Genomic DNA, 25,452 nt, shown 5'->3' with positions numbered 1-25,452 from the left:
AGTTGTTCTATCAGTCAGATTATTGATTTAAGTGACTTTTAGTTTCTATTAATATCATAGATGGTGCCTGAACTGTACATGTCTTTCAGTTCTTGGCGCGACATCATGTAAATATCTTCTGAATAGCAGGAGTCGACATCAATTTCTTCGATACCAGCCCTTTGAGAGAAATCGTAGTTGTTATATAGAAAATAAACACTATCCTCACTTACTTCCACTACTTTTAAGGTAGAGAACCGTTCAGGGCCATTCTCATACTCATAAACATCACCACTTAACGGGCTTTCCAAATAAAGTAGCTCATCTTGAGCTTCAGCTTTATTTGATATCGTTAATAAGCTTATAAGAAAGACAATTATGAATGCACCTGAAAAATGCCAGAAAGGAATTTTAGTGTCACTTTTCATTGTTTTGTAGGCCTGTTTAAGATCTTCATTCATCTCTTTGGGTTCGCAACTTTTTTGCAATGATGACATTGAGCAGCACCTTTTTTGCCGATCGAGATGGTTGGAGTCCAAAAGATATGGACATAGCTGCCAAATACATTGTTTGTAATACCTCCTTTTTCGCCACAATGTGGGCATGAAACATAGGTGTTAGCCTCTGATTTAATGTGTGTTGTTCTCCATCCGTAGATAAGCATGAGTGTGGATTTTTAGTGAGTTAGGCTTAAAAAGTAAATAGCTTGATTTAATAAATGCCATTATCCGATATTAGAATTATTCCAAATAGACCTATTCAAGATTAAAAGTCAATGATGTATTGTAACTGTCATATAAAGTGTGACTTATGGTTGTTTGTGATTGGGGTTTGTGTTGGTTCTTTTATTTTTTGCAATAAAAAAATTGCAAAACTAAATCAGATTTACTTACTTTGAATTTCAAAGAACTTTTAAAATGAATCAACAGGAACAATTAAGTCAATTATCGGAGATTAAAGCCTTGATGGAACGCTCAAGTAAATGTTTGTCATTAAGTGGACTATCGGGGGTAGCTGCCGGTTGCATTGCTTTGGTTTGTGGAAGTTATGCCTGGTGGTATGTGGGAGGAGGCCAATTTGCTTCACCCATTGAAGTAACTAATCGTTTTTTTGGTTTCCCAATTAATAGCAAGCCCTTTATACATGTTGCTTTCATAGCAGCTTTTACACTTGTTTTGGCTCTTGGTGCTGCATTCTTCTTTACTTTTCAAAACAGTAAAAAGAAAGGTCTGCAGATATGGGATGCCTCTACCAAGTATTTCCTAATTAACTTGTTTATTCCAATCCTTAGCGGCGGTTTATTCTGTATTGCCTTAATCTATCATGGCGAATTATACTTGCTAGCCTCTTGTACCTTAATATTCTATGGATTGGCCTTACTCAACGCCAGCAGATACACACATCAAGAAATAAGATATTTAGGTATATCTGAAATTGTTCTTGGTTTGGTAAGCACGTTCTTTATTGGCTATGGCATTGTTTTCTGGTTATTTGGCTTTGGAGTTTTGCACATTGTATATGGTAATGTGATGTATTTAAAACATGAGAAATAATTTAAAACTGTTCTCATGAAAAGTATCATCGATAATTTAAGTAAGCTCTTCGATAGTCGTCTGCGACTGGGCATTATGGCCATTTTAATGGTCAATGAGAAGGTGGATTTCAATTCCTTAAAGGAGCATTTGAATGCTTCGGATGGTAACCTTGCAAGTCACCTTAAAGCACTGGAAAAGCACGAACTAATTGTTGTGCACAAGCAATTTGTTGGGCGTAAACCTAAAACAACTTATCAGACCACTGATCTTGGGCGAGCCCTCTTTAAACAGCACTTGGATGGCTTGAATAATTTGATTCAGAACATTAACGCATAATTTTTTTAAAATAACTACTTTGTAATTCAAAGTACTTTACTATTCCCTATGAAAACACAATTAAGCCCAGTACAAAAAATCGGATTGGCCTTATTGCCAATGACGATGGCCATTTATCACTTCGTCCCTGAAAGCAATTCGTCTTTAGAGGGGATGGCTCTTATCAATTATGGCATTGCAGCCTTGTATTTCTTTATCTCTTTTGGCGACTGGCCAAAGAAAACGAATCTGTTTCGCTTGGTTCGTCCGCGCATTAACTGGCACATACTCATGGCCATATTACTGGTTAGTTGTTTCAGTCTTAACAAAGATGTGCATGTATTTGCCTTGACACCCTTGTGGTTAGAGGTTTTACTGATACTGGTTTTGTTTGCTTTTGTATTTATCGCCGTGAATGAGCAATTACCACTCTGGCTGTCAAATTCCTTGTCATTTATTACAGGGATAGGCATATTGGTGCTATTGTATTACACCATCGTTTTATTACCAACTATACCCATTGCCATTATCGGTCTTATCTTATTAGGGCTTTCCATTCATCTGGTAGTGCCTTTTATTATGCTGGTGATGCTTATACAGTGTGTTCGGAAGCAAAGCTGTATAAATGTGCGACCAAAGTTTGTCATGACTGGATTATTAAGTGCTGTATTAATTTTGATGACATATACCGGATTGTATGCTTACCATTCTAACAAAATACTCTCTGCACAGGAGGATATTGTGCTAAACGAGGAATCCGAATTACCAGAGTGGGTGTTGTACGCCCAAAAATGTCATTCATCCTTTTGGGCTAAACGCACGCTTGGTTTGGGTTTGTTATACGATAAACACACAAGCGATTGGTGGGGATTTGACTTTAATCGTGGTTCTTTTTCCGAGATACGTGAACACGATCCATTGCTTGCTACTGCTGCCTTGAGGCAGGGGACAATTGAGTTAAGCAATGAGGAAAAGGTTAAGATATTATCTGCCAGTGCCAATACGCGCCATTATGCCTACGAGAAGCTGTGGTCGGGGCGCGACTTAAAAGTGAGCAAAGCATTAACCGATGTAAGGCTCTATCCGGCTTACCGTTTGGCTTATTTTGAGAAAACATTTTGGATTGAAAACAATAATAAATGGGAGCGCAATCAACAGGAGGCTCTGTTTACTTTTTACCTGCCCGAAGGTGCTGTAGCGTCATCCTTATCGTTGTGGATTGATGGCAAGGAAGAGAAGTCGAGGCTGACAACGCGCCGGAAAGCAGCCACCGCCTACAAGCAGATTGTTGGTGTTGAACAGCGCGACCCGGTGGTATTGCATTGGCAGGAGGGCAATCGATTAACGGCAACCATTTTTCCGTGTACATCGAGTGAGGCCCGACGCGTGATGATTGGCATCACATCGCCAATGAAGCAAAAGGGTGGATACTTGTATTTCGAACCCATGCAAGTATCAGGGCCTGATAATACAGGAGCTAAAGAAGTTATTCATCTAAAGGTGATTGGAGATACCCAGCAGGTGCATTTACCGCGATCATTTGATAAAAAAGCTAGGAACCAGTACCTGTATAATGGAAGTCTGTTCGATAACTGGCAAGCCCGTTTACGACTGATTCCACTAAGTGAGAAATCTTTTGCTTTTAAAGGAAAGGAATACCGTGTGGAGGCATTGGTGTCAGATCGTTACTTTGATCCATCAGTGGTTTATTTAGATGTGAATCGTGAATGGACTCAGGATGAAATGGAGCAGATGTTTATTAAAGCTGGTGATCGACCGGTGTATGTGTACACCAATGAATTGATGAAAGTGGATTTATCAAATATGGATGAACTCTATCAACAACTATCAGAGAAAGCGTTTAGTTTGTTCCCTGTGCACAAAATTACAGATGTTGACTCCGCATTACTCATCACCAAAGGACAGAAGAATTCACCGGTACCAACAGAATTAGAGGGGTCGGCGTTTTACAATGGCTTGATAAAATCCTTTTCAAACTACCGGAAACCTTTATCATGTTTGCTGATTAACGGACAGCAGTCGGATTATATAGCAAGCCTGGAGCAGTATAAACTACTGAGCTGTCAGTCCATAAATTCTTACGAGCGTGAAAGCAAAGAAATGGATCAATGGTATAGTCAATATGATTTAAATAGCAATGCGATTGCCTTGCCTCATTCGAACATGATTATAAGTTGCTCAAATGCAGATAATGAATTGAATAATAGGGTAGAAGGGCCATCTCACCTGATGCGCTTGTATAACTACCATGCTGTAATGAAAAAAGCCGGTCATTTGCTTTTGCAAGACAGTAAGCAAATACCGGAAGTGATTTACGATATGTGTGATGCAGCCTATATTGTATCACCCGTTTCCAGCTTAATTGTGCTTGAAACACAAAAGGACTACGAGCGCTTTGATATTGATGAAAGTGTTGATAGCCTGAAAAATGCCAATCTGAAAGACTCTGGTGCTGTGCCGGAACCACATGAGTGGGCTTTAATAGCTGTTGTATTGGCCATTTTTAGTTTTGTTTATTTCAAGTTTAAGTAACATGATGTATTACCGTCATATCCGCCAGTTGGCGCTAAATGTGTGCTTGAATAACCCTTGCTTATGTGAGAAAATTGCTTCGTTGGCTACAATCGTTACGAGCTTAATGACTCACATAAGCAAGTACACAAGAGGTGGTAAAAACAAGGCTTTTATCGTCCTGTTTTTATTGGTCATTACAGCAGTACCGGTAATTGATAAATACGGAGGCTTACGCTTTGAGCAAATTTTGTTTATACTGGCTCTGCCTTTTACCCTTCGACGCCACAGCAAAGTATACCAACGCTTAACGATGATTGGAGCATTTGTATTTCTGCTCCTGTATTATGTGCTACATATTTACAGTATGTTTTACATCGGCTTGGGCATGACTGTCATGCTTTGTTTAATGGCGATACCGTATCGACCAACACTCTTGTCCTATATGTTGATTGCCGTAACAACACCGGCCTTACAGTACCTGTTTCAGGTGTTTAGTTTTGCCATACGTTTACATCTAACGCAGGTAGCAGGTAATGTTCTGGAGGTGTTTTATCCGACAATTGAGGTAGCGGGCAATTGTCTGGTATTAAATGGTATCAACTTCACCATTGCACCCGAATGTTTGGGCCTCAATATGCTTTCTTCAACGCTGGTTGTAGCTGTTTTCTCATTGGCCTTTTGGAGCAAGCGAAGTAAAGCTCAAGGAGGAGTCTTCGTGATTATCGCCTTTGCAACAGTTGCTTTTGCTTTGGTGGCAGCAGGTAATGTGGTTCGCATCATACTCACAGTCATGCTCAGTGCCATGCCCGATACGGCTTTGCATGAGTTCATAGGTTTGGTAGTATTTCTTATCTATATATGCCTGCCTTTATTGCTGTTGGGGGCTTTTGCCAGGCGTTTCTTCAATACGATAACAAACACCCATTCAAAAGCAATCCGCTTACCGCTGATTGTTGCTAGCCTATTTGTGCTTCTTATTGCAGGCGCTTACTTTGTTGATCGTAATCAGGTACAGGAAGCACAAGAGCCTCTGGATTTAGGTATAGATGGCATGCAGCAATCGTGCAGTACCGATGGAGTGGTGAAAATGAGCAATGACAAAGTGCTGATTTACATTAAACCACCAGCCTTTTTTCTGGGTTCCGACCATCATCCGTTTATCTGTTGGCGAGCCAGTGGTTATCACATCAAAAATGAGAATATCATCACGATTGGAGGCCATGATGTTTATACTTTTCAAATAGAGAAAGACGGTGAAGAACCCATGTATTCGTGTTGGTGGTATTCCAATGGACAAAAGCATACCTGTAGTCAGATGCAGTGGCGCTTAGCGGCCATCAAAGGAGAGGGGGCTTATAGTGTGGTGAATGTATCGTCCCTAAATAAAGACGAGTGTTTGAGGCAGGTGCTAATGCTTGTTAATAATTAGCAATAGTTTGTTTAATAGTATTTTATCTGTTTTAATTGAGTTTAATCTTTAGGTGGGTATACAAATTTTAATCCATCAATAATCCCCTTGGGGTAACCAGAGTAATGAGTGTCACCCACGTTGGTTTTATATTCTATTTTTAGGTTTAAATAGGCTTTTGTGTTAATGGATTCTATCAATTCAAGAGTTGGGGTATTAACCAAGGCCGGCGAATCGAGTGATGATAAGGCAATATAGATTGATTTGTCCAAGGTATTGTTGTTTTGCTTGTATGAGTTTTCTAGTTTGGAAATCAGCCTATTATCCCATTGAGTAAGAGGTGATATTATTACATATTTATTAAATAAATCTGGATTAGTAAAAAGGACATAAGAAGCGAAAAGCCCGCCAAATGAGAAGCCTATGATACCTGTTTCTGCTTCATTTACATGGTATTTATTGCGAATCGTTGGCATTAGATCATTGCTAATGAAATTAGCAAAAGTATCGGCTTTACCTGCTTTGGGCCATTTTTTGCCAAAATTACTGAGGGTGTCTAATGTTGGAATAAAATCTCGGGAACGATTGACCCACCAAGTGCGAAGATCTTTGTTGTAAGCAATGCCCACTATTATTATTGGCCTTATTTCCTTTCCGGCCAGGAGCAAGTCAACAATTCCTTTCGTCAAACCAAAAGAGGTGTCTGAATCGAGTAGATAGACAATTGGATAATTGTTTTTGGCTTGATAATCAGATGGAAAAGCAACTTGTATGGTAAAGTGTTCGTTGGGGTAGTGTTTTGATTCACAGATGAATTGTTCTGTATTGTATAAATGTACATTATTTTGTGTTAGACTAGCAGTTGAAGCGAATACTAAACACAATAGGATAAAATATTTCATAGTAACAGGATAATAAGGTGAAAACTAAATTTATGCTTATTTATCAGGTAATACAGGCTTACTACTCATGGGTTTTCATTTCGATGAGGCTCCTTATGTTGGCATTTGCTTGCGTACTTTTTATGCTTGGAAAGCCCATTTGATTAACGAAAGGATTCATGTATAAAAGAGCAGCATTGCCTTTGCCGGTTTCGTAGCTGTATATTATTTGCTCGCCGGCGCTATTTGATTCTTGTATGAGGTTTCCATATTCATCATACATAAAATTGATAGAGCCCTCAGGAGTTGTGTATTCACTTATTCGGCCATTTTCAAATCTTAATTGATAAGATTTAATGGGATCCCATTCATCCAAATTATTTTTCACCGATTCAATTATTTCAATGTGATCAGCATCAATCGTGTTAAAGGCAAATATTCGATTGCAAACCCATAGTATAACTTGTTGTATTTCATAATCACGTATCTCAAAAAGTCGGTCTTCCTTATAAAAACACATGGTTTTATACTCTAATTGGTACTCGCCATTAATAATTGGAGAATAAACTTCGTCTATTAATCGACCATCTCTATAACTATAAACATACTTACCCTCTTCAATCCAGTCCGTTTCATTTTGGCAGAATACCTTTCGCTCCATTAATAAATCATTTTTTAAATAAAGTTCTAAATAGGATGATTTGATCCATTGACCATTGAGTAAATACTCATAAGTTAAACCTATATTGACATTGGTATAATCAACTATTGTTAGTGCAGACTGTAGCCATTCATTATCAACTAACTCAAATTCCAAAGCCTGAACAAGCAGTTGATCTTCATAAATAAATTCTGTTTTTTGTTGAGGGGTATTGTATACGTAGCTTGTGACTGTAGAAAGTCGCAAGTCGATACTTTTGGGATTTACCTCTTCTAGGGGATCTTTTTTACAAGCTGTGAGAATAATAAAAAGCCATAGGATTAGAAATCTTAGTTGGGAGCTCATGATAATTCAATTAAAGCTTATTTTAAATGGTGAGCTATTCTTGTAAATTTATTATGCACCCAATAGTAAGATGTCGAAATAATTATACAAGTTTGTTTGTCAACGGAACGATTAAGGTGTTACTTGCAATTTAAGACCTCCTAGAAATATCGTCAATGATTAACTTGCTTAAAGTAGTTTGAGATAGTTTAATTACTACGCAAAAAAGAGAGATGTCAACCGTTAATTAGCTGTTGCTGAATATGCTTGCAAAGAGTCGTTCGTAGGTTTTTATATATGGGGTGTTCAGTATCCAACGCGTGGTTATCAATTTTTCTAATGGCAAGCATTCGTGGCGAGGTGCCACTAATAAAAGCAGCGTCCATTTGTTCAATTTCATCAACTCGAACAATACGAAATGTAGTTTCAATTCCTAACTCATTGGCCAGTTTAATTATTTGATGACGCATTATCCCCGGCAAAATTACTGTCTCGTCTGCAGTAATAAGCGTATTGTCTTTAATAAAGAATAAGTTAGATCGGCTGCCCTCAGTCATACCAAGGTCTTTATTCACTAAAATGGTTTCGTATGCCTTGTCTTCTTCAATTATTGCATTGGCCTTATTTCTTACTAAAGCATTGTAAATTTTAGCACCGGGTTTCGTTCTTTCCGCATACTGAAATGAGCAGACGATCCCATCTTTTTGTATGCGTTCGCTAGGGTAGTTGCTTTTTATAAAATAGGCCATAAATAAGCTTTCACCAGTGGGTGTAAAACGATAGTCAAGTTTAATATTCCCATCACTAATATTATTAGCCGAGTACAGGGTCTTTAACTGGCGTGTGAGTCTGCTGATCTGTATATGAATATCTTTGCCCGCAGATATTAAGCTGTTTTGCAAACGCGCCAAATGTTCATTGATAAACAAGGGAGTTGATTGTTCAATACGAAATACCTCATAAACGCAGATAGTCTTTTCATCAACTTCTTCGTTAAAAAAGTTAATTGACTTTAAGGTTCTATCCATTAAAAAATATTGGCCCTGCGCAAGTAGCTGCATTCTAAAGTGGTCTGGTTATTTCATTTTGAATTTCTGAATATAGTAAAAAAGTCTTTTGTTGATGTTTTTTGTTCATTGTTTATCAGATTAAAAGACAAGATAAATCACTTGTTCAAACCAAATAAGAAGAACATTGTAATTTTTTTGGATGTTGTATCATCTAATTGTTTACATTTAAATAGAAACAAGTAATTTTACATAGGTAAATCCTCATTTTAGAATAAATTTTTAAATAATTATTGAGGATAACCTTACAAACCTAAACTGCAATGCTTGCATTGGCATTAAAAATTATTGCAATGAGAAAATCAAGTCTACATATATTTTTGTTGATCCTATTTTCTTTTGTTTTTGAAACGAAAGCACAGGATGCACACTATTGGACAGAGCAATATGGTACCAAATCAATGTTATTAAGTAACTCAGTGGTGGGTAGCGTGTCTGACTTAGGCGCAGTTTTTTATAATCCAGGTCGACTGGGTTTGATTGAGAACCCAGCTTTTGTTATTAGTGCCAAGGTGCATCAGTTATCCAATACTAAGTTTGAAAATGCCACTGGCGATAACAAGGATTTGAAAAAATCTAAATTCGGCAGTGCACCAAGCCTAGTTGCTGGTACCTTTAAAGTTAAGTGGTTGCCTGGTCATAAGTTTGCCTATTCCTTTTTAACGCGTAATTCGTCCGACACCGATTTTGCCACCCGTAACCAAGTTCACGGAGATGTTATTGAAGGCTTTGTGGGTGAGGAATATTTTAGTGGTAGTATGCGTATTGGCAAGAAATTTAAAGAAGAGTGGATGGGGGTAACCTGGAGCAAGGTATTAGGAGAAAAGGCTAGTGTTGGTATTTCCGGGTTCTTTTCAACTAGAAATCAGAGTTCAAATTTGGAAACACGTTTGCAAGCCTTTACTCAAGATGAAATTCTAGAAATGTATCATGCTAAAAATAGCTACAGCTTTAAGCAATATGGATTAGTTTTTAAAGCTGGCTTTGCCTATGAATGGGAAAAGGTAAGGATTGGAACTACAATGACCTCACCAACGATTCCAATAGCCGGCGATGGAGATTTTTACTATGAACAATTCAATACAGGTTACCTATCTAATAATGCCATTTATGAATTGGATTCTCAGGGAGGTATTGATGCCATTTATAAAACGCCATGGGCGGTAGCTCTTGGCCTAGGTGTAGATGTATTTACAGCTGGTACTTTGCATTTTAGTTCTGAGTATTATGGTAATGTTGATCCTTATGCTATTATGCAAGCTGAACCCTTTGTAGGACAGAGTACAGGAAAAGAGTGGGATGCGAGAGTAGTGAATCAGCTTAATTCGGTTATAAATTTTGGCGTGGGGTATAATTTTCGAATTAATGATAAGATAGGAGGCTACCTGAGTTATTCGACTGATTTTTCAGCTGCCCAAACAAAATATAGTGCTGCTGAAGCAAGAGAAAGCTTAGCTTATATTGGTTCGACATTTAAGTCTGATGTACAGCATTTTGCTTTTGGTGTTCTGATGGATTTAAGTTGGGCCGACATAACATTAGGAGCCACCAATGCTTCAGCAAATTATGAAGTGCCACGCCCCATCGATTTTCCTGATGGAGAAGTTGATGCTGTAGATATATTATCTAGTGATGAAATGGCTGAGATAGATTGGTCAAGGTGGCGTTTTATTGTAGGTATATCTATACCTTTTATCTCACAAATAGCCGATAAACTTAATTTGTAGCTTATAGTGCGTTGAGGTAAGGTAGGTGGTCGTGTTTTGAAGTAAAACCACTTTTATATTGTAGGATGATTTGGGGTATTTCAACATACGCTATCATCCAATCGGAAAGTCCTTATTAAATGGTATTTTTATCGACCATTTAAGTCAAGGAAGTCCGTTTTCTTTTGTCGATCAAAAAACACCAACTAATATACTAGGAGGAATTGGTCGTTGGACAGGTCTGGCCTCCAGAAACCATTTAATAATGCACAAAAAAAGCTCTTCAATCAACGATTAAAGAGCTTCTCATTATTCTTAAAAATTAGAGTTATCTAATTCTATCCATCGATTTTAATAGTGCCACATCTTTGGCAATTGCTTTTAAGGCTAAAAAAGTTAGTATACAAGCAATCACGGGCAGCGCCGCTGTAATTTTATAACTTAAAACACCTGTTAGTTCATCAATTAATTGGGTGCCTAAGAAATAAATCATACCCGTTGAACCCAATAGCAAAGCCATGTTTAAGCCACATAAACGAATTTGTAATATGCGCTTTTTAAACACGAAAATACTGATTAAGGAAACGAAAGTAGCCACAGTAAGTAATATGCTTAGTGCCAGTGTAGGAATTACTGTTTCTCCATCGGCATTGTTTAAACCACGGTATATGAAGTTGTAAATTTCTTGCGATTCAGTTTCTATTTGGGCAAATGGAAGAAAAAAGAGACTGCCCATTAGCAAGGTGCTCAATAAAAGATAAACAGTTTGAATTCTTTGTATCATCGTTTCTTGGTTTTAATGTTGAAAACTGCGAATTTACATATTTCTCCATAATTACTTACGCAAAAACAATCAAAACAAAACCTTAATAAAGCTACTTTGCCGACTATTTCCTTTTGTTAAAGTAAAAATGAGACATGTCACTGCATATTGCCATAAAAAATCATTAATTTGAATTCTAAAATTTTTCGAATGCAAAAAATAGAAGCCTCAGAATTAATAATAAATCCCGATGGTAGTGTTTTTCATTTACACCTGAAGCCGGGAGATGTTGCTAAAGATATAATATTGGTTGGCGATCCGGGAAGGGTAGAATTAATCAGTTCATTTTTTGATACTATTGAACTTAAAAAATCAAATCGTGAGTTTGTATCCTGCACAGGAACATATAACAACAAGCGTATTACGGTAGTTGCAACAGGTATTGGTACCGACAATATTGATATTGTGGTAAATGAACTTGATGCTTTAGTGAATATCGATTTTGATAAAAGAACAGTTAAACAAAACCACACCCAATTAAACTTTGTTCGTATTGGTACATCGGGTGCTTTGCAACAAGACTTGCCTGTAGATTCTTGGCTGTTAAGTGAGAAAGCCATTGGTTTTGATGGTTTGCTTAATTTTTATGCTAATCGTAATAAGGTAGTTGATCTACCGTTTGAGCAAGCTTTTACGAAAGATTTAAATTGGAACCCTTTGTTAACAGCTCCTTACGTTGTTAATGCAGCCGATAATCTTTTGTCAAAATTAGAGGGTAATAATGTTGTAAGGGGTGTGACTATTTCGGCACCAGGGTTTTATGGGCCACAAGGAAGAGAGCTTCGCTTGAAAATTGCAGATAGGGCTATTAATGACAAAATTAGCGACTTTAGGTACGAAAGCCATCGCATAACCAATTATGAAATGGAATGCTCTGCAATTTATGGATTATCTGCTCTTTTGGGCCATCAGGCAGCTACCGTTTGTGTTATTATCGCTAATCGCCTGGCCGGAACTGCCAGTAAAGATTATAAACCTGTTATGAAAGCTTTGGTAGCACATGTTTTGAATGGATTAACACAATAGTATTTTTATGGATAGAGAGAAGATAAAAGCACTAATTACATTGTTGGATGATCCCAACGATGAAGTGTTTGAGACGGTTGAAAATGCATTGCTAAAAGAACGTGTTGATATTGTTCCGGAATTAGAAAAGGCCTGGGAGGAATCTTTAAATGGACTTTTTCAGCAACGTGTTGAGAATATTATACACTCTATCCAGTTAAACGATATCCACGAAGAATTTCGCACATGGCTTTTATCTCCCAATAAGGATCTTTTGTATGGTTCATATCTGGTTTGTAAGTATCAATATCCCGAGTCAAGTATAGTTAGGTTAAAAGAGCAGTTATCAGAATTACGTAAGGATATTTGGTTAGAACTCAACGAACACCTCACTTCCTTGGAGAAAATTCGCATAGTTAATCATGTAATGTTCGATGTTCACGGTTTTTCGCGTAATACTAGTAAATACCTTGCCCCTGAGAACAATTACATCAGCGAAGTTTTAAATTCACACAAAGGAAATCCCTTATCCGTTTCAGTTATCTACTCCATATTATGCAGAGAATTAGGTATGCCGGTATTTGGCGTTAACCTGCCCAAAAATTTTATTTTGGCATTTGTTGATGAATCGGCAATGACGGAAAATGAAAACGTAAGCGCTGAGGCTGCTGTTCTTTTTTATATTAACCCAATTAACAAAGGTGCGGTATTAGGTAGAAAAGAGATTGAGTATTTTATTAAACAACAAAAACTTCAACCTAGTGAAGAATACTTTTTGCCGTGTGATAATGTTACAACCATAAGACGAATGTTAAACAACCTTAGTTTTGGCTACGATAGTAAAGGTGAAGAGGAAAAAAAAGCGGAGATTCAAAAGATTTTAGCGTTATTTGATGACGTAAATAAAGACCCAAAATAACAATAACAATAGATTATTAGATAATGAGTAAATTATCAGAATTACAACCTCAAGAGGTATGGGAGCATTTTGATGCGATATGTCAGGTGCCTCGTCCCTCCAAGAAGGAAGAAAAAATAATAGATTTTCTTTTAAAATTTGCAGAAGACAATAACTTGGATGCTTCCAAGGATCATATTGGCAATGTGTTGATTAAAAAACCTGCTACAGCAGGCAGAGAAAATGTTAAGTCGGTTGTTTTACAATCACACATTGATATGGTGTGTGAAAAGAATAGCGATAAAAAGTTTGACTTTGATAACGATCCAATTGTACCTGTAATTGATGGAGACTGGGTAAAAGCCGATGGGACCACATTAGGCGCCGACGATGGAATTGGTATGGCTGCTCAAATGGCCTTATTAGTATCTAAAGATATTGAACACGGACCAATCGAATGCTTATTTACGGTTGATGAAGAAACTGGTTTAACAGGTGCTTTTGAACTGAAAGAAGGCTTTTTTGACTCGAGAATATTACTAAACCTTGATTCAGAAGATGATGGGGAACTATTTATTGGATGTGCCGGTGGTATTGATACCTTAGCAAAGTTTCCATTTAAAAAGGAAGCTCCACTTGACAAAGGATTTGCCTTTAAAGTAACTGTGAGTGGTTTAAAAGGTGGTCATTCTGGCGATGATATTCACAAAGGTTTAGGAAATGCCAATAAAATAGTTAATCGTTTTTTGTGGGAAGCAAGTAAGAAATACGATTTACGTTTAGCCTCTTTTAACGGTGGTAATTTGCGAAATGCTATTGCGCGTGAAGCCCATGCGATTGCGGTTGTTCCAACGGCGAATAAAGAACAAGTTCGTGTGGCTTATAATATGCTGTTTCACGATGTGCAGATGGAGCTAAAAGTAACCGAACCAGAATTGAGGATGAAACTTGAATCTGTTGATACGCCTGAGTTTGTGTTTGATAAAGAAAGCCAGGCAAACTTATTAAACGGTCTTTACGCATGCCCTCATGGTGTTATAGAGATGAGTCGTGATATTGATGGTTTGGTAGAAACATCAACCAACTTGGCGGCTGTTAAAATGATGGACGATCATGTGTTTGTAACCACTAGTCAGCGCAGTTCAGTTGAAAGTGCAAGAGAAGATATAGCTAATATGGTGGCGTCAGTTTTTCAATTAGCAGGAGCAGATGTTAAGCACGGGGGAGGTTACCCTGGATGGGCGCCTAATACCGATTCTGAAATTTTGAAAATTACAAAGGAATCGTATCAAACATTATTTGATACAGAACCAGTGGTTAGAGCAATTCACGCTGGACTTGAATGTGGTTTGTTCTTGGAGAAGTACCCGGGAATGGATATGATTTCTTTTGGACCAACAATTAGGGGAGCTCACTCTCCTGATGAAAGAATAGAAATTGAAACTGTTGATAAGTTTTGGAAACATCTTGTTGATGTCTTAGACAGAATACCTGAAGCATAATAATAGAAAAGCCGGATATGAAATCCGGCTTTTTTGTATCATTCAACTAAAGTTGGGTATTTTCCTTTTTTAATGGCAGTAAATAATTCTGATTTGGCATCGCAAGCACAGCTGCCACTTGAGCAGGCTGTTTTTCCTGGTGCGGGTTTCCATAGCCGCACAAAAAACAACACAACCTGATAAAAGGCCCAGGCAACCACTATGTATGTCAGAATATCCTGAATCATAAAATTAAAACAACAGATTACCAATCTGGTTCACTGCAAAAGCCATTATCCACGCCAATCCTGTTGTGTAAGCAATGGTAAACAGAGCCCACTTCCATGATCCAGCTTCTTTTTTAATGGCAGCAATCACGGCAACACAAGGGAAATAAATCAAAATAAACACCATAAAGCCAAGAGCCGTTATTGGCGTAAACACAGGGGAGCCATCGGCATATTTTTCTTCCCTAATTTGATTAATTAACTGTTTAGATTCTTCGCTTTCATCGTCGGAATGATAGATAACAGCCATGGTGCTAATAACAATCTCTTTGGCTGCAATACCCGTGATTAGGCTAACACCCATTTTCCAATCAAAGCCCAGAGGTTTAATAACCGGTTCAATGGACTTACCCAAGCGACCTATGTAGGTATTACTTTGGAATTCCCCTTTTTTCAATAACTCTAAAGAGTCAATTTTAAATTGTAGGTTTTGCTGAAAGCTAATTTCATTATTTTGAGCTATAGATTCTTGAGTTTTTAGTTGTTCTATTTGAGTTTCAAAGTCTTGTGAATACTCTACATTTTGAGGGAAATAACTTAAAAACCATATGATGATGGAGGCTACTAATATAATGCCACCCATTTTTTTCAAATACTCGGCTCCCTTATGCCACATGTGGCGGATGGTATTCTTTAATGTAGGAATACGATAGGGAGGAAGCTCCATAACAAAAGGTACTTCATCGTGCTTGAAAATAAAACGCTTAAAAATGCGGGCAATAATAACGGCTAGCAATATGCCAATGCCATAAATCGCAAACAGCATGGTACCTGCATTTTCAGGAAAAATAGCTCCAATTATAAGGATGTACACTGGTAAGCGTGCACTACACGACATAAAAGGATTAATTAGCATGGTCAGAAGCCTGTTATTACGGTTCTCAATTGTTCGGGTAGCCATTACAGCCGGAACATTACAGCCAAAACCCATAACTAAAGGGATAAAGGATTTTCCATGTAAACCCATCTTATGCATCAGTTTATCCATTATAAAAGCCGCACGAGCCATATAGCCAGTGTCTTCCATAAACGATATGAAAAAGAACAGGATAAGAATATTAGGTAAGAATACAATAACACCGCCTACACCTCCAATAACCCCATCTACCAATAGGTGTTTAAATGAGCCATCGGGCAACACACCACTTAAGAAATCAGATAAAAAGCCTACACCACTTTCTATCCAATTCATTGGGTATTCTCCTAATTTAAAGGTGGTTTGAAACATTAACCACATAAAAAAGATGAATATTGGAAAACCAAATAACCTGTGAGTTATAATGGTATCAATACTATCGGTTTTACGTTTTCTAGTGAGCGGGTTTCCTTTATATGTTTCTTTCAGTGCCCCTGCTATAAAGCCATATCGGGCATCTGTAAAAATAGATTCAGAATCTTCCTTAGATTGTTTTTCAATTTTCTCCGTTAAACGTTCAACCTCTTGAAGTAATTCATTATAAAGTTCAGGGTGCTCTTGCATATAGTCAAACAGCTGTTGATCTTTTTCAAGAGCTTTAATAGCCAGATAACGTGGCGAAATCTGATTGGCAATGTCCCCAGCTTGCGTATATAAATCATCTAATTTGGCAATGGCTTTTTCAAGAAGCTCCCCATAATTAACATGTATATGTCTAACAATCGGATCTCGATCTTCATACACATCAATTAACTTGTCAAATAACTCGGTAACACCTTTACCTTTGGAGCTAATAGTTGGAATAAATGGTATGCCAAGCATGCCTCCAAGCTGCTTTGTATCTAATTCATCGCCTCTTTTTTGTAATTCGTCATACATGTTAAGTGCAACCACCACCTTAATGTCCAAGTCAATGAGCTGAGTTGTTAAGTACAAGTTGCGCTCAAGGTTTGAGCTGTCAAGTACATTGACTACAATATCAGGCGTTTCGGCGGTTATATGTTCGCGCACAAACGTTTCTTCAGGCGAATATGCAGAGATGGAATAAGTGCCTGGTAAGTCAATAATATTAAACAAGTAACCATTGTGAGAAAAAGTAGCCGCTTTTGCGTCAACTGTTACGCCGCTATAGTTGCCAACATGTTCTTTGGCTCCACTGGCATAGTTAAACAAGGTTGTTTTTCCACAGTTTGGGTTTCCAACCAATGCTATATTTATCGTTCGATGTTTTTTATTAGCAGAATGCTTTAGGATATCATCGGTAATTGTTCCCTGGTAATTGGCTTCTATTTTTTCGGCTTCATCAACAGTAACCACCTCAATTAGTTTCGCTTCGCTTCTGCGTAATGAAACTTTATAATCTAATATCTGGTATTCAATTGGGTCTTTTAAAGGGGCATTTTTAACAACAGTAACTTTCTTACCCTTGATAAAGCCCATTTCTGTTATTCGTTTACGAAAAGCGCCGTGTCCTTTTACTTTTACAATTACGCTTTCGTTGCCATTACTTAACTCCGATAAATTCATGAATTATCTTTATTGTATGCTTCTAATAAATATAGAACTTGCAAATGTAACTTTGCTATGTCGATAGTACAATAGCTAAAAGTAGTGAATTTTCATTTTTCATAAAATAAAAACAACCTTGCTTTATAACTTTTTGTTCACACTAGCGTTTACAACTGTATGAAAGGTGTAATTGGAAACGAAAAGCTTAAGAAACTCATGGAGAAATACCATGGGAATATTAGTGTTCTTGAAGAGCAAATAGATGTGAAGTTGCAAATGGAATACTTTAAAGAAAGTCGTGAGCAAAAGAGCCAACTAGTTAAGGAAGAGGTGTTGAATCGAAAAGAAGAGATTTTTTCCGATGAGTTAGTTCTTAACGAAAAGAAAAAGCTACTTTGTCAATTGGCTTTAGTTGATGAAGTTGAGGCTTTTAAAGCACTAGAACGTTACCGTCAATTGCCTGATAAACAGCTTTTATCCTGGTCTGTTTTAGCCTATCAGCAAAGTAAAATGCTAATGCAAAGTACATTGCTTGATGAAAAGCCTTTGTTTATCTCAACTGGCCTAGGAGGACAAGGTAAGATGCTTCGGTATTTTATAGTTATTATAACTAAGGATTATGCTAATTTTGTTGATTACCAAAAGAAACTTGTACGTAACGAATTTGAAACAGCATTTAAAAAAAGTGAGAGTGTTTTAGAAGAGATAACTTGTGAGGGCAACTACCTTACTCTAACAGGATTGGTGTCACTAGACGTGGGGCTGAAGAAAATGATTAGCCAAATTATAGCTCAGTGTAATGAGATTGGAGATTTTTTAAATACATCGGTGTTGGTAACCAATGTTAAAAAGTTATCATCCCTTGAAATACAGGCGATGATAGAAGAGCAAAAAAACAATTCAATTGATAAATAACATGCAACGAGCCATGAGAACAGTTTCTCTCACAGGAGCGTGATTGATTTTGGCGAGTTTCATCTGATAAATGAAAATAAATTAAAGCAGATTTGATGAAGTTAGATAACAAGATAATTAATGTTGCCATTCAGGTTTTGCCCATGTCAAACGAACACGATATGTATGATATGGTTGATTCGGCCATTGAACTGATCCAAAAGTCTGGTTTGAAATATAAGGTAACGCCTTTTGAAACTGTAGTGGAGGGCGTGTATAGCGAAGTAATGCAATTGGTTCAGAAAGTGCAGGAGGCATGTTATGAATCTGGAGCTCAGAAATTACTATGCAATCTTAAAATTCAATCCCACAGTATCGACGAAGTGACGATAGAAGATAAAATTGGAAAGTATGAAGCATAAAAAAAGGTTGCCATCGGCAACCTTTTTTGTATTTTATTTAAGGGAATATTTATTCGTGTAAATCTTCAAATTCAACACTTGTATATTCCGATGTAGTAGCAGTTTCTTCAATCATTTCATTTGGGTTGTCAAATGATTGGTTTTGCTTAATAAATCCTACTGTTTCCTGTAGTCCATCAACAAACTTCTCAAAATCCTCTTTGTAAAGAAAGATTTTATGCTTTTCAAAATGGTATTTACCATCTTGGTCGTAGCGTTTTTTGCTTTCTGTAATGGTTAGGTAATAGTCATTTTTTCGAGTAGCTTTTACATCAAAAAAGTAAGTTCTTTTACCCGCTCTTATTGCTTTTGAAAAGATTTCCTCACGTTCATTCTTTTCAAATCCATCTTTTTTTTCAAATCCTTCCATTGTTTGTTTTATTGTTTTGGAAACAGCTTGTTTGCTTCAAAAGTGCCAATTATTTCCATATTTACCAATCTTTTTTTTACAATTTTTTCATGTATTTTTATACAATTATACATTCAAAAACCAATGGTAACTCTTGTATATTAGTGCTAAAATGTGCAGTGTCAGATATTTAATATAATTTCCGGATGGTAAAAACGTGCGACGGATATTGAAGTAGATCATAAATTATTAATTTTTACATCATAAAATACTCGAATAAAAACCGTTTTCTAATCCTTCAATTACGTTAAAACCATTAAATTTTATGCGATACTTTATCGAATGTGTATTGTCTTATAAAAAGGGCTTGATGCAATTAAAAAAAAAGCTACTTTTGCATTTATAACAGTAAAAAAGTTCTTTAAGGATGTTAAGTAGAAGATTGTTAAGAGTTAAAGTTGTACAAATGGCTTATGCACATCATCAAAAGGGTGAAGTGTCGATACAACAGACTGAAAATGAGTTATTCCATAGTATATCAAAATCTCATGAAATGTATCATGATTTTTTGTTACTACTACTCGAACTAAAGAATTTTGCCGAAAATAGAATAGAACTACGTAAGCAAAAGAAGCGTCCTTCAGAAGAAGACTTAAACCCAAATATGCGTTTTGTTGAAAATGCTTTTATGGTTCAGTTGGCTAACAATGAGACTCTAATGGCTTATAATTCAAAAAATGGTACGCCATGGGTTGATCATCCAGAAACAATTAAGGCCATCTTTAACATCGTTAATGAGTCTGAATTATTTATAGAGTACATGAAGACTGAGGGAGGAGATTATGAGGCTGACAAACGCTTTATTGCAAAGCTGCTTGAAAAGGTCATTGCTCCTTATGCCAACTTGTACACAATTTTTGAAGAGAAAAGCGTGTATTGGAACGATGAAGTTGAATTTGTTATTTCAATGGTGGTTAAAACTATAAAAGGTTTTTCTCAGGAAAATGAGGAAAAAGAGGCTTTGTTACCAGAGTTCAAAGATGACGAAGATCGTGATTTTGTTCAGCGTTTATGCCGAAAAACCTTAGCTAACCAAAGTGAAAACATGGAACTTATCCAAAAATTCACAAAAAACTGGGATTTCGATAGGGTGGCTTATCTCGACTTGGTTTTAATGCAGGTAGCAATTGCCGAAATAAGAGAGTTTAAGCAAATTCCAATTAATGTATCCTTAAACGAGTACATTGAGATTGCTAAATTCTATTCAACAAGCAAAAGTGGTGTTTTCATTAATGGTGTGCTTGATAAAATATCAGAACATTTGTTGGCTGAAAAACTAATTAATAAGCCTGGTAAAGCATAGTGGAATAATGCGCATCATTTTAGTGTCTTTATTATTACTGGCTGGATTGACTCAGTGTACTCAAAAAAGAGCACGCTCAGTTAATTCTTCAACAGAAGGAAAGGGAAAGCTAGAATTTACTGAGCTTTCATTTAATTTTGGAGAATTAAGTCAAGGCGATGTTGTAGGACATCGCTTCCAAGTAATCAATAGAGGAACTGGAGCTGCTGTCATTCAAAAGGCTGATAAAGGCTGTGGTTGCACCGATGTTATATTTCCAAAGAAACCAATTAATCCCCAGGATACTGCTTACGTTGAAATCATTTTTGATTCAAACGGATGGTTTGGTAGGCAAGTTAAACAGGTTGTAATAGTGGCCAATGATTCAATCAAACGTCACGAACTGCTTGTATGGGCAAATATTAAATAATACTAACAGTTATAATTATGAATTTATTAAACGTATTTTTAAGTATGCCTCCACAGGCTGCCGAGGGTAATCCATTAATGTCTTTCGCGCCGTTTGTGTTGATTATCGTAGTATTTTACTTTTTCATGATTCGTCCTCAGATGAAACGTCAAAAAGAATTGAAAAAATACCGCGAGGCACTAAAAAAGGGAGATAAGGTAATTTCTACAAGCGGAATCTACGGTAAAGTTGCTGAAATTAAAGAGCAGCATGTTGTTGTGGAAATAGCTGATGGCGTAAAAGTGAAAATGGACAAGTCGGCAATTGTAATGGACATGTCTGATGTAGCAGCCAATAAGTAGTAGGTGTAAGTTTTAAGGTGTCTCAATGTTTGATAAAGATTGCTTACTTTTGTTGTAATCTGATTTTTAAATTATGGAGAATATTAAAGCACTTATTCAAAAATATATTCAAATTATTTTAGGAAAAACCAAGGAGGTACGCGAAGGTGGAAACGCGTTTATCTTCTTGGTTTTTTTATTTCTATCAGGTTGTTTTTGGGTTCTAAATGCTTTGCAAAAAGACAACTATACAACAGAAGTTTCTTTTCCAATAAAGTTTTCGAATGTTGATGCCAATGAAATTGTAAATGGTAGCTTAAAACGCGATCTAATCCTAAAAATTAAAGGTGGAGGTTTTAAAATATTGCCTTATCATCTAAAACAACAATTTGCAGCGAAATCAATTGATATTAGTAATTTAAATCGTGTTACCATTAATGGGGTTGAGGGGGCATATCTTAATTCCAAAGATTATTATCAGTTGATAGAGGGGAAGTTAGCAGTTGGAGTAGAACTGGTTAGTATCACACCAGATACTCTGTTCATTCCTCTTACGGAACGTGTTACTAAATCACTACCTGTAAAAGTTAATGCTAGCATCAGTTTTGAGCAGCAGTGTCAACTGTCTGGCGCTATTTCTGTAGTGCCAGATTCAATTATGGTAGCTGGAGCACAAGATGTTTTGGATACCATGAGCTTTGTAAGCACACGATCTATCACTTTTGAAAATTTATCAGACACAATTGTAAGAAATGTGTTGTTGGAGAAGCCCGATGATGTTGAGTTAACAACCAAAAGAATTGTTGTTACATTGCCTGTTGAGCCATTTACCGAAGCCAGTATTAATGTGCCAATTGTTGCAAATAACTTACCAGATAGTCTTATCCTAAAAGCTTTTCCAGCTGAAGTAAGTATCTCTTATCATTTGGGACTCAGTCGTCCATTGTATGAAAATGATGACTTTAATGCTGTTGTAGATTTTAATAATATTGATCTTAATAGCTTACCTCGAAGACTAAAAGTAAAAATAAACGATCATCCAAGTCAAATTCATAACATGATTTATCAACCACTTTTTGTCGAGTATTTGCTTGAACGAAAGGAGAGTGAATGATTAGTGTTGGATTAACTGGCGGTATTGGCAGTGGAAAAACAACGGTTTCAAAGCTCATAAGAATATTAGGTTATCCTGTTTATGAAGCCGATGTTGAAGCTAAAAAAATCATTAGCGAAGATCAAAGTGTGAAAGCTAAAATCATCAATTTACTTGGGGAAGAGGCGTATGATGGAACTAAATACAACAGGTTGTTTGTTGCTCAAAAGGTTTTTAATGATAAAGCTTTATTACAAGGTCTAAACGATATTGTTCATCCTGCCGTTGCTAAGCACTTCAAAGACTGGAAAGAAAGTCATTCAAACAGTGAATATGTATTTCAGGAAGCAGCTATCTTGTTTGAAAATGGATCGTACCTAAAGTTCGATAAAACAATATTAATCACAAGCCCCGAGGCGATTCGCGTTAAGCGAGTGATGAAGCGCGATAACTTGAGCCATAAAGAAGTGATGGCGCGCATTAACAACCAATGGAGTGATGATAAAAAAATGGAATTAGCTGATTTTTCCATTCAATGTGATGGTTATCATTTGGTTATTCCTCAGTTATTAAAAGTATTAAAACAATTATAATGGGATTATTAGGTTCATTTGTAGGAGCAAGTATTGGGTGGTGGACATTAGGGCCTATTGGAGCGATTATGGGTCTTGTTCTAGGGCACTTGTCCGAAGAACAAACATCATTTGTAAAGGGCAAAGGAGTTGGCCGTCAACAACAGGCTCGAAGTGGTTTTTTGGCTACTTTATTGGTTTTGATAGCGGCGGTAATGAAAGCTGATGGTAAAGTCGTGCGCTCCGAACTTGATTTTGTTAAGCGCAGTTTGGTGGCTACGTTTGGAGAACGAGAGTCGAGTAAGGCTCTATTGATGCTGCGTGATATTTTAAACCAAAACATCCCAGTTGATGAAGTTGTACATCAGGCTAGAGTAAATATCCAGTATGCAGCAAAACTGCAATTACTTCAAATGCTTTTTGGTATTGCCTTGTCCGATGGACATATTTCTAAAGAAGAGTTGACAATGGTTCAACAAATCGCTCATGGCCTTGGTATTTCGCGCACCGACTTTGAATCTATTCAGGCCATGTTTGTTAAAAGTACATCATCTGCCTATAAAGTCCTCGAGATTGATTCATCTGTTTCCGATGAGGATCTTAAAAAAGCATACAAAAAGTTGGCCTTGCGCTACCATCCTGATAAAGTGGCACACCTTGGCGACGATATTCGTAAAAGTGCCGAAGAAAAGATCAAGAAAGTGAATGAAGCGTATCAGCAAATAAAAAAGGAGCGGGGCATAAAGTAATGGTTTTCGTTTATTTTGAAAAGATTTTTTTTGCTTAACGCATCAAGAATTATATTTTTGCAGAAAATAAAAATGTAGACAATGTTAAAAGGAATATTAGCAATTTCAGGCCAACGCGGGTTGTTTAAGGTAGTGTCGCAAGCAAAAAACTCGATTATTGTTGAGTCGCTAATTGACGGTAAAAGAATGCCAGCTTACGCTACTTCTCGCATTAGTGCTCTAGAGGATATCTCTATATATACCGAAGATGAGGATGTTAAGTTGTTTGATGTGTTCAAAGCAATTTATGAGAAAGAGAATGGAGGAGCTTCTATTGCTCCTAAAAGTTCGGGCAAAGAGTTAAAAGCTTATTTTGAAGATATTTTACCTCTGTACGACAAAGACAGAGTATATGTGTCTGACATTAAAAAAGTCTTAACATGGTATAACTTGTTAATCGAAAACGAGCTATTTGACCCGAATGCTACCGAAGAGGAGGAAGAGGAGTCAACTGAGGATTAATAATTAATGCATAAAAATATAGAGAGGCGTTCATAATAGGACGTCTCTTTTTTTTTGCTTTCAAGTGAACGCTTATTGTGTATATTTGTTTAAACATTAATTATTAACCTAAATTTTTACTCTATGAAGAAAGTTCTATTAGTTGCACTGGTTTTGTTTAGCCTCTCTAAAGTTTACGCCCAAACCGATGTATATACAGTAACAAGTGGAGAGCTGATTTTTAGTTGGGCAGATGTAGAACAGCAAGTGCCTTTCCCTGGGGAGATGCAAGATATTTCATCCAACCTTCGATTTACCGCTTTTTTTCATGTAGGTCAATATGTACATATGGATTTTGGTGATGCTGTTGGCTTGTATTCCGGACTAGCCATTCGAAATATTGGTTTTATTACCGAGGATGATGCACTCGATTTAGAGAAAGAAAAGCACCGCTCATATACTTTAGGTTTGCCATTGGCCATAAAACTAGGATCATTCCGAAATCATTTTTATGTTTTCGGAGGAGCTGAATATGAATTGTTATTCCACTATAAGTATAAGTATTGGATAGATGGAGACAAGCATAAGACATCAGAGTGGTTTAGTGATCGAACGAATCGTTTTGTACCTTCTGTATTTGCAGGTATTCAGTTGCCTCGAGGTTTAAATGTTAAGTTTAAGTACTACTTAGATGATTTTCTGAATACAGATTACAAAAAAGGAGATAATCCAAGAAATGATTACTCACGTTATGGAAAAACGCAAATGTTTTACGTTTCCCTTAGCTGGCAGTTTGATACGCGTGATTTAAAAAAGGTTTGGGGAGGAGACGATTCTGGTAATAGATCATATGACGCTCGAATTTAAAATACCTAAGAATAAATACAAACAATGGCTCCCAACGAGGAGCCTTTGTTATACTTTCCCGCTACTAATCTTATCGCCACCTCACACTTAACTCAGCTCTAATCGAATTTACTTTGAATTTACTTTGAGTTTAATATGACTTTAGTATGAGTTTGCTTCCTTTCTTCCTTATTCATGATCTTTAAAAGAGGCGTACTTTCCAAAGAATTCAGCATGTGGATGTACTATTTCATACTCACTTCAAAAATATTTACCCACCCAAACTACACAAAATCAGCTCCTAAAGAAGAGTTGCTGTAATTGGCCTCAAAAAAATATTCTTTTAGATTTGGATGTGTAAAATAAACTCCGTTATTTTGCACCCGCTTTGAGAAACAATGGTTACTCTGAAAGGCGCACTAGGCAAGGAAAGTAAGGCCTAAACGACATGTTGAGTAAGTTGATTTTTTGACAAAAGAAAAGATAGTTTGTAACTTGAATTTCGCTTCAAAAAAAAGATTCAAAAAATACATTTTTTATTTGCTGAATTAAAAATAAGACTTACCTTTGCAGCCGCTCTTCAAAC

27 protein-coding genes are annotated in these 25,452 nt (G+C 36.7%); 19 read left to right on the top strand and 8 right to left on the bottom strand.

All coding sequences use genetic code 11. From position 1 onward, the window contains the following. Positions 1-38 precede the first annotated feature (38 nt). On the bottom strand, positions 39-476 hold the full coding sequence (locus FNN09_RS09720; protein WP_143301953.1) for a hypothetical protein: 438 nt from the start codon (positions 474-476) through the stop codon (positions 39-41). Positions 477-896: 420 nt separating this feature from the next. On the opposite strand from FNN09_RS09720, the gene FNN09_RS09715 reads away from it, so the two are divergent. Genes FNN09_RS09715 through xrtN form a run of 4 tightly spaced genes read left to right on the top strand, consistent with a single transcriptional unit; the run spans position 897 to position 5,793 of the window. Continuing rightward, positions 897-1,532 carry a hypothetical protein gene (locus FNN09_RS09715; RefSeq protein ID WP_143301951.1) on the top strand — a complete coding sequence of 212 codons (636 nt, stop codon included), beginning with the start codon at positions 897-899 and terminating at the stop codon, positions 1,530-1,532. A gap of 15 nt (positions 1,533-1,547) precedes the next feature. Continuing rightward, the gene (locus FNN09_RS09710; protein ID WP_143301949.1) at positions 1,548-1,850 is read left to right on the top strand and encodes a transcriptional regulator; all 303 of its coding nucleotides are present in this window, start codon (positions 1,548-1,550) and stop codon (positions 1,848-1,850) included. Positions 1,851-1,898: 48 nt separating this feature from the next. Further along, the gene (locus FNN09_RS09705) at positions 1,899-4,382 is read left to right on the top strand and encodes an XrtN system VIT domain-containing protein (protein ID WP_143301947.1); all 2,484 of its coding nucleotides are present in this window, start codon (positions 1,899-1,901) and stop codon (positions 4,380-4,382) included. 1 nt (position 4,383) lies between these two features. Then, a complete protein-coding gene (gene xrtN / locus FNN09_RS09700; protein ID WP_143301945.1) occupies positions 4,384-5,793 on the top strand; it encodes an exosortase N in 1,410 nt (469 codons plus the stop codon). Between the two features lie 41 nt (positions 5,794-5,834). Here the strand turns inward: xrtN and FNN09_RS09695 are convergent, their stop codons facing one another. The 3 genes from FNN09_RS09695 to FNN09_RS09685 all read right to left on the bottom strand — a co-directional run bounded on the left by FNN09_RS09695 (position 5,835) and on the right by FNN09_RS09685 (position 8,666). Beyond that, positions 5,835-6,674: an alpha/beta hydrolase gene (locus FNN09_RS09695; RefSeq protein WP_143301944.1), complete on the bottom strand. Its 840-nt coding sequence runs from the start codon at positions 6,672-6,674 to the stop codon at positions 5,835-5,837. 61 nt (positions 6,675-6,735) lie between these two features. Continuing rightward, positions 6,736-7,659: a hypothetical protein gene (locus FNN09_RS09690; RefSeq protein WP_143301942.1), complete on the bottom strand. Its 924-nt coding sequence runs from the start codon at positions 7,657-7,659 to the stop codon at positions 6,736-6,738. 215 nt (positions 7,660-7,874) lie between these two features. Then, positions 7,875-8,666: an aminotransferase class IV gene (locus tag FNN09_RS09685; protein ID WP_185968955.1), complete on the bottom strand. Its 792-nt coding sequence runs from the start codon at positions 8,664-8,666 to the stop codon at positions 7,875-7,877. A gap of 332 nt (positions 8,667-8,998) precedes the next feature. On the opposite strand from FNN09_RS09685, the gene FNN09_RS09680 reads away from it, so the two are divergent. Continuing rightward, entirely contained in the window at positions 8,999-10,432 is a 1,434-nt protein-coding gene (locus FNN09_RS09680; RefSeq protein WP_143301938.1) for a hypothetical protein, read from the top strand. Positions 10,433-10,502: 70 nt separating this feature from the next. Further along, on the top strand, positions 10,503-10,709 hold the full coding sequence (locus FNN09_RS09675) for a hypothetical protein (protein ID WP_143301936.1): 207 nt from the start codon (positions 10,503-10,505) through the stop codon (positions 10,707-10,709). Between the two features lie 30 nt (positions 10,710-10,739). On the opposite strand, the gene FNN09_RS09670 is transcribed toward FNN09_RS09675, so the two are convergent. After that, on the bottom strand, positions 10,740-11,195 hold the full coding sequence (locus tag FNN09_RS09670) for a DUF4293 domain-containing protein (protein WP_143301934.1): 456 nt from the start codon (positions 11,193-11,195) through the stop codon (positions 10,740-10,742). 189 nt (positions 11,196-11,384) lie between these two features. Between FNN09_RS09670 and FNN09_RS09665 the strand changes: the two genes are divergently transcribed. The 3 genes from FNN09_RS09665 to FNN09_RS09655 are packed head-to-tail and all read left to right on the top strand — an operon-like array spanning position 11,385 to position 14,639. Further along, positions 11,385-12,260, top strand: a complete 876-nt coding sequence (locus tag FNN09_RS09665) for a nucleoside phosphorylase (protein WP_143301932.1) — start codon at positions 11,385-11,387, stop codon at positions 12,258-12,260. Positions 12,261-12,267: 7 nt separating this feature from the next. Beyond that, complete coding sequence (locus tag FNN09_RS09660) at positions 12,268-13,158, top strand: transglutaminase-like domain-containing protein (protein ID WP_185968954.1); 891 nt, start codon at positions 12,268-12,270, stop codon at positions 13,156-13,158. Between the two features lie 23 nt (positions 13,159-13,181). Then, a complete protein-coding gene (locus FNN09_RS09655; protein WP_143301928.1) occupies positions 13,182-14,639 on the top strand; it encodes an aminoacyl-histidine dipeptidase in 1,458 nt (485 codons plus the stop codon). Positions 14,640-14,677: 38 nt separating this feature from the next. Here FNN09_RS09655 and FNN09_RS09650 read toward each other — a convergent pair whose 3' ends face one another. Continuing rightward, positions 14,678-14,866 (bottom strand): hypothetical protein, encoded by a 189-nt coding sequence (locus FNN09_RS09650; RefSeq protein WP_143301926.1) that lies wholly within the window; start codon positions 14,864-14,866, stop codon positions 14,678-14,680. 4 nt (positions 14,867-14,870) lie between these two features. Next, entirely contained in the window at positions 14,871-17,348 is a 2,478-nt protein-coding gene (gene feoB, locus FNN09_RS09645; RefSeq protein ID WP_143301924.1) for a ferrous iron transport protein B, read from the bottom strand. A gap of 159 nt (positions 17,349-17,507) precedes the next feature. On the opposite strand from feoB, the gene FNN09_RS09640 reads away from it, so the two are divergent. Together FNN09_RS09640 and FNN09_RS09635 are read left to right on the top strand one after the other, a co-directional pair. After that, positions 17,508-18,245 carry a hypothetical protein gene (locus FNN09_RS09640; RefSeq protein ID WP_143301922.1) on the top strand — a complete coding sequence of 246 codons (738 nt, stop codon included), beginning with the start codon at positions 17,508-17,510 and terminating at the stop codon, positions 18,243-18,245. A 95-nt stretch (positions 18,246-18,340) separates the two neighbouring features. Then, the gene (locus tag FNN09_RS09635; RefSeq protein WP_143301920.1) at positions 18,341-18,646 is read left to right on the top strand and encodes a thiamine-binding protein; all 306 of its coding nucleotides are present in this window, start codon (positions 18,341-18,343) and stop codon (positions 18,644-18,646) included. Between the two features lie 49 nt (positions 18,647-18,695). Here FNN09_RS09635 and FNN09_RS09630 read toward each other — a convergent pair whose 3' ends face one another. After that, a complete protein-coding gene (locus FNN09_RS09630) occupies positions 18,696-19,055 on the bottom strand; it encodes a DUF3276 family protein (protein ID WP_143301918.1) in 360 nt (119 codons plus the stop codon). A gap of 406 nt (positions 19,056-19,461) precedes the next feature. Between FNN09_RS09630 and nusB the strand changes: the two genes are divergently transcribed. The 8 genes from nusB to FNN09_RS09590 all read left to right on the top strand — a co-directional run bounded on the left by nusB (position 19,462) and on the right by FNN09_RS09590 (position 24,887). Beyond that, the gene (nusB, locus tag FNN09_RS09625) at positions 19,462-20,397 is read left to right on the top strand and encodes a transcription antitermination factor NusB (RefSeq protein WP_143301916.1); all 936 of its coding nucleotides are present in this window, start codon (positions 19,462-19,464) and stop codon (positions 20,395-20,397) included. A gap of 7 nt (positions 20,398-20,404) precedes the next feature. Then, the gene (locus tag FNN09_RS09620; RefSeq protein ID WP_143301915.1) at positions 20,405-20,806 is read left to right on the top strand and encodes a DUF1573 domain-containing protein; all 402 of its coding nucleotides are present in this window, start codon (positions 20,405-20,407) and stop codon (positions 20,804-20,806) included. 17 nt (positions 20,807-20,823) lie between these two features. After that, positions 20,824-21,147, top strand: a complete 324-nt coding sequence (yajC, locus tag FNN09_RS09615; RefSeq protein ID WP_255434078.1) for a preprotein translocase subunit YajC — start codon at positions 20,824-20,826, stop codon at positions 21,145-21,147. Between the two features lie 73 nt (positions 21,148-21,220). Next, a complete protein-coding gene (locus FNN09_RS09610) occupies positions 21,221-22,240 on the top strand; it encodes a YbbR-like domain-containing protein (protein ID WP_143301913.1) in 1,020 nt (339 codons plus the stop codon). Next, a complete protein-coding gene (coaE, locus tag FNN09_RS09605) occupies positions 22,237-22,812 on the top strand; it encodes a dephospho-CoA kinase (protein WP_221932466.1) in 576 nt (191 codons plus the stop codon). The genes FNN09_RS09610 and coaE overlap by 4 nt, the downstream gene beginning before the upstream one ends. Next, the gene (locus tag FNN09_RS09600; RefSeq protein ID WP_143301911.1) at positions 22,812-23,540 is read left to right on the top strand and encodes a TerB family tellurite resistance protein; all 729 of its coding nucleotides are present in this window, start codon (positions 22,812-22,814) and stop codon (positions 23,538-23,540) included. The genes coaE and FNN09_RS09600 overlap by 1 nt, the downstream gene beginning before the upstream one ends. A gap of 81 nt (positions 23,541-23,621) precedes the next feature. Next, entirely contained in the window at positions 23,622-24,041 is a 420-nt protein-coding gene (locus FNN09_RS09595; protein ID WP_143301909.1) for a DUF5606 domain-containing protein, read from the top strand. Positions 24,042-24,164: 123 nt separating this feature from the next. Further along, positions 24,165-24,887: an outer membrane beta-barrel protein gene (locus tag FNN09_RS09590; protein WP_143301907.1), complete on the top strand. Its 723-nt coding sequence runs from the start codon at positions 24,165-24,167 to the stop codon at positions 24,885-24,887. Positions 24,888-25,452: the final 565 nt, after the last annotated feature.

This window comes from Carboxylicivirga sp. M1479 (genome assembly GCF_007097485.1).
GTDB lineage: Bacteria > Bacteroidota > Bacteroidia > Bacteroidales > Marinilabiliaceae > Carboxylicivirga.
Note: the sequence above shows the minus strand (reverse complement) of the source record. Positions and strands in the feature narration are given on the sequence as shown.

Coding starts and splice junctions, on each gene's coding strand:
- xrtN (WP_143301945.1), top strand. CDS start 4,384: ATGATGTATTACCGTCATATCCGCCAGTTGGCGCTAAATGTGTGCTTG.
- FNN09_RS09660 (WP_185968954.1), top strand. CDS start 12,268: ATGGATAGAGAGAAGATAAAAGCACTAATTACATTGTTGGATGATCCC.
- FNN09_RS09715 (WP_143301951.1), top strand. CDS start 897: ATGAATCAACAGGAACAATTAAGTCAATTATCGGAGATTAAAGCCTTG.
- FNN09_RS09720 (WP_143301953.1), bottom strand. CDS start 476: ATGTCATCATTGCAAAAAAGTTGCGAACCCAAAGAGATGAATGAAGAT.
- FNN09_RS09655 (WP_143301928.1), top strand. CDS start 13,182: ATGAGTAAATTATCAGAATTACAACCTCAAGAGGTATGGGAGCATTTT.
- nusB (WP_143301916.1), top strand. CDS start 19,462: ATGTTAAGTAGAAGATTGTTAAGAGTTAAAGTTGTACAAATGGCTTAT.
- FNN09_RS09650 (WP_143301926.1), bottom strand. CDS start 14,866: ATGATTCAGGATATTCTGACATACATAGTGGTTGCCTGGGCCTTTTAT.
- FNN09_RS09630 (WP_143301918.1), bottom strand. CDS start 19,055: ATGGAAGGATTTGAAAAAAAAGATGGATTTGAAAAGAATGAACGTGAG.
- FNN09_RS09590 (WP_143301907.1), top strand. CDS start 24,165: ATGAAGAAAGTTCTATTAGTTGCACTGGTTTTGTTTAGCCTCTCTAAA.
- FNN09_RS09635 (WP_143301920.1), top strand. CDS start 18,341: ATGAAGTTAGATAACAAGATAATTAATGTTGCCATTCAGGTTTTGCCC.
- FNN09_RS09600 (WP_143301911.1), top strand. CDS start 22,812: ATGGGATTATTAGGTTCATTTGTAGGAGCAAGTATTGGGTGGTGGACA.
- FNN09_RS09670 (WP_143301934.1), bottom strand. CDS start 11,195: ATGATACAAAGAATTCAAACTGTTTATCTTTTATTGAGCACCTTGCTA.
- FNN09_RS09665 (WP_143301932.1), top strand. CDS start 11,385: ATGCAAAAAATAGAAGCCTCAGAATTAATAATAAATCCCGATGGTAGT.
- yajC (WP_255434078.1), top strand. CDS start 20,824: ATGAATTTATTAAACGTATTTTTAAGTATGCCTCCACAGGCTGCCGAG.
- FNN09_RS09595 (WP_143301909.1), top strand. CDS start 23,622: ATGTTAAAAGGAATATTAGCAATTTCAGGCCAACGCGGGTTGTTTAAG.
- feoB (WP_143301924.1), bottom strand. CDS start 17,348: ATGAATTTATCGGAGTTAAGTAATGGCAACGAAAGCGTAATTGTAAAA.
- FNN09_RS09610 (WP_143301913.1), top strand. CDS start 21,221: ATGGAGAATATTAAAGCACTTATTCAAAAATATATTCAAATTATTTTA.
- FNN09_RS09710 (WP_143301949.1), top strand. CDS start 1,548: ATGAAAAGTATCATCGATAATTTAAGTAAGCTCTTCGATAGTCGTCTG.
- FNN09_RS09680 (WP_143301938.1), top strand. CDS start 8,999: ATGAGAAAATCAAGTCTACATATATTTTTGTTGATCCTATTTTCTTTT.
- FNN09_RS09685 (WP_185968955.1), bottom strand. CDS start 8,666: ATGGATAGAACCTTAAAGTCAATTAACTTTTTTAACGAAGAAGTTGAT.
- coaE (WP_221932466.1), top strand. CDS start 22,237: ATGATTAGTGTTGGATTAACTGGCGGTATTGGCAGTGGAAAAACAACG.
- FNN09_RS09640 (WP_143301922.1), top strand. CDS start 17,508: ATGAAAGGTGTAATTGGAAACGAAAAGCTTAAGAAACTCATGGAGAAA.
- FNN09_RS09695 (WP_143301944.1), bottom strand. CDS start 6,674: ATGAAATATTTTATCCTATTGTGTTTAGTATTCGCTTCAACTGCTAGT.
- FNN09_RS09690 (WP_143301942.1), bottom strand. CDS start 7,659: ATGAGCTCCCAACTAAGATTTCTAATCCTATGGCTTTTTATTATTCTC.
- FNN09_RS09705 (WP_143301947.1), top strand. CDS start 1,899: ATGAAAACACAATTAAGCCCAGTACAAAAAATCGGATTGGCCTTATTG.
- FNN09_RS09620 (WP_143301915.1), top strand. CDS start 20,405: ATGCGCATCATTTTAGTGTCTTTATTATTACTGGCTGGATTGACTCAG.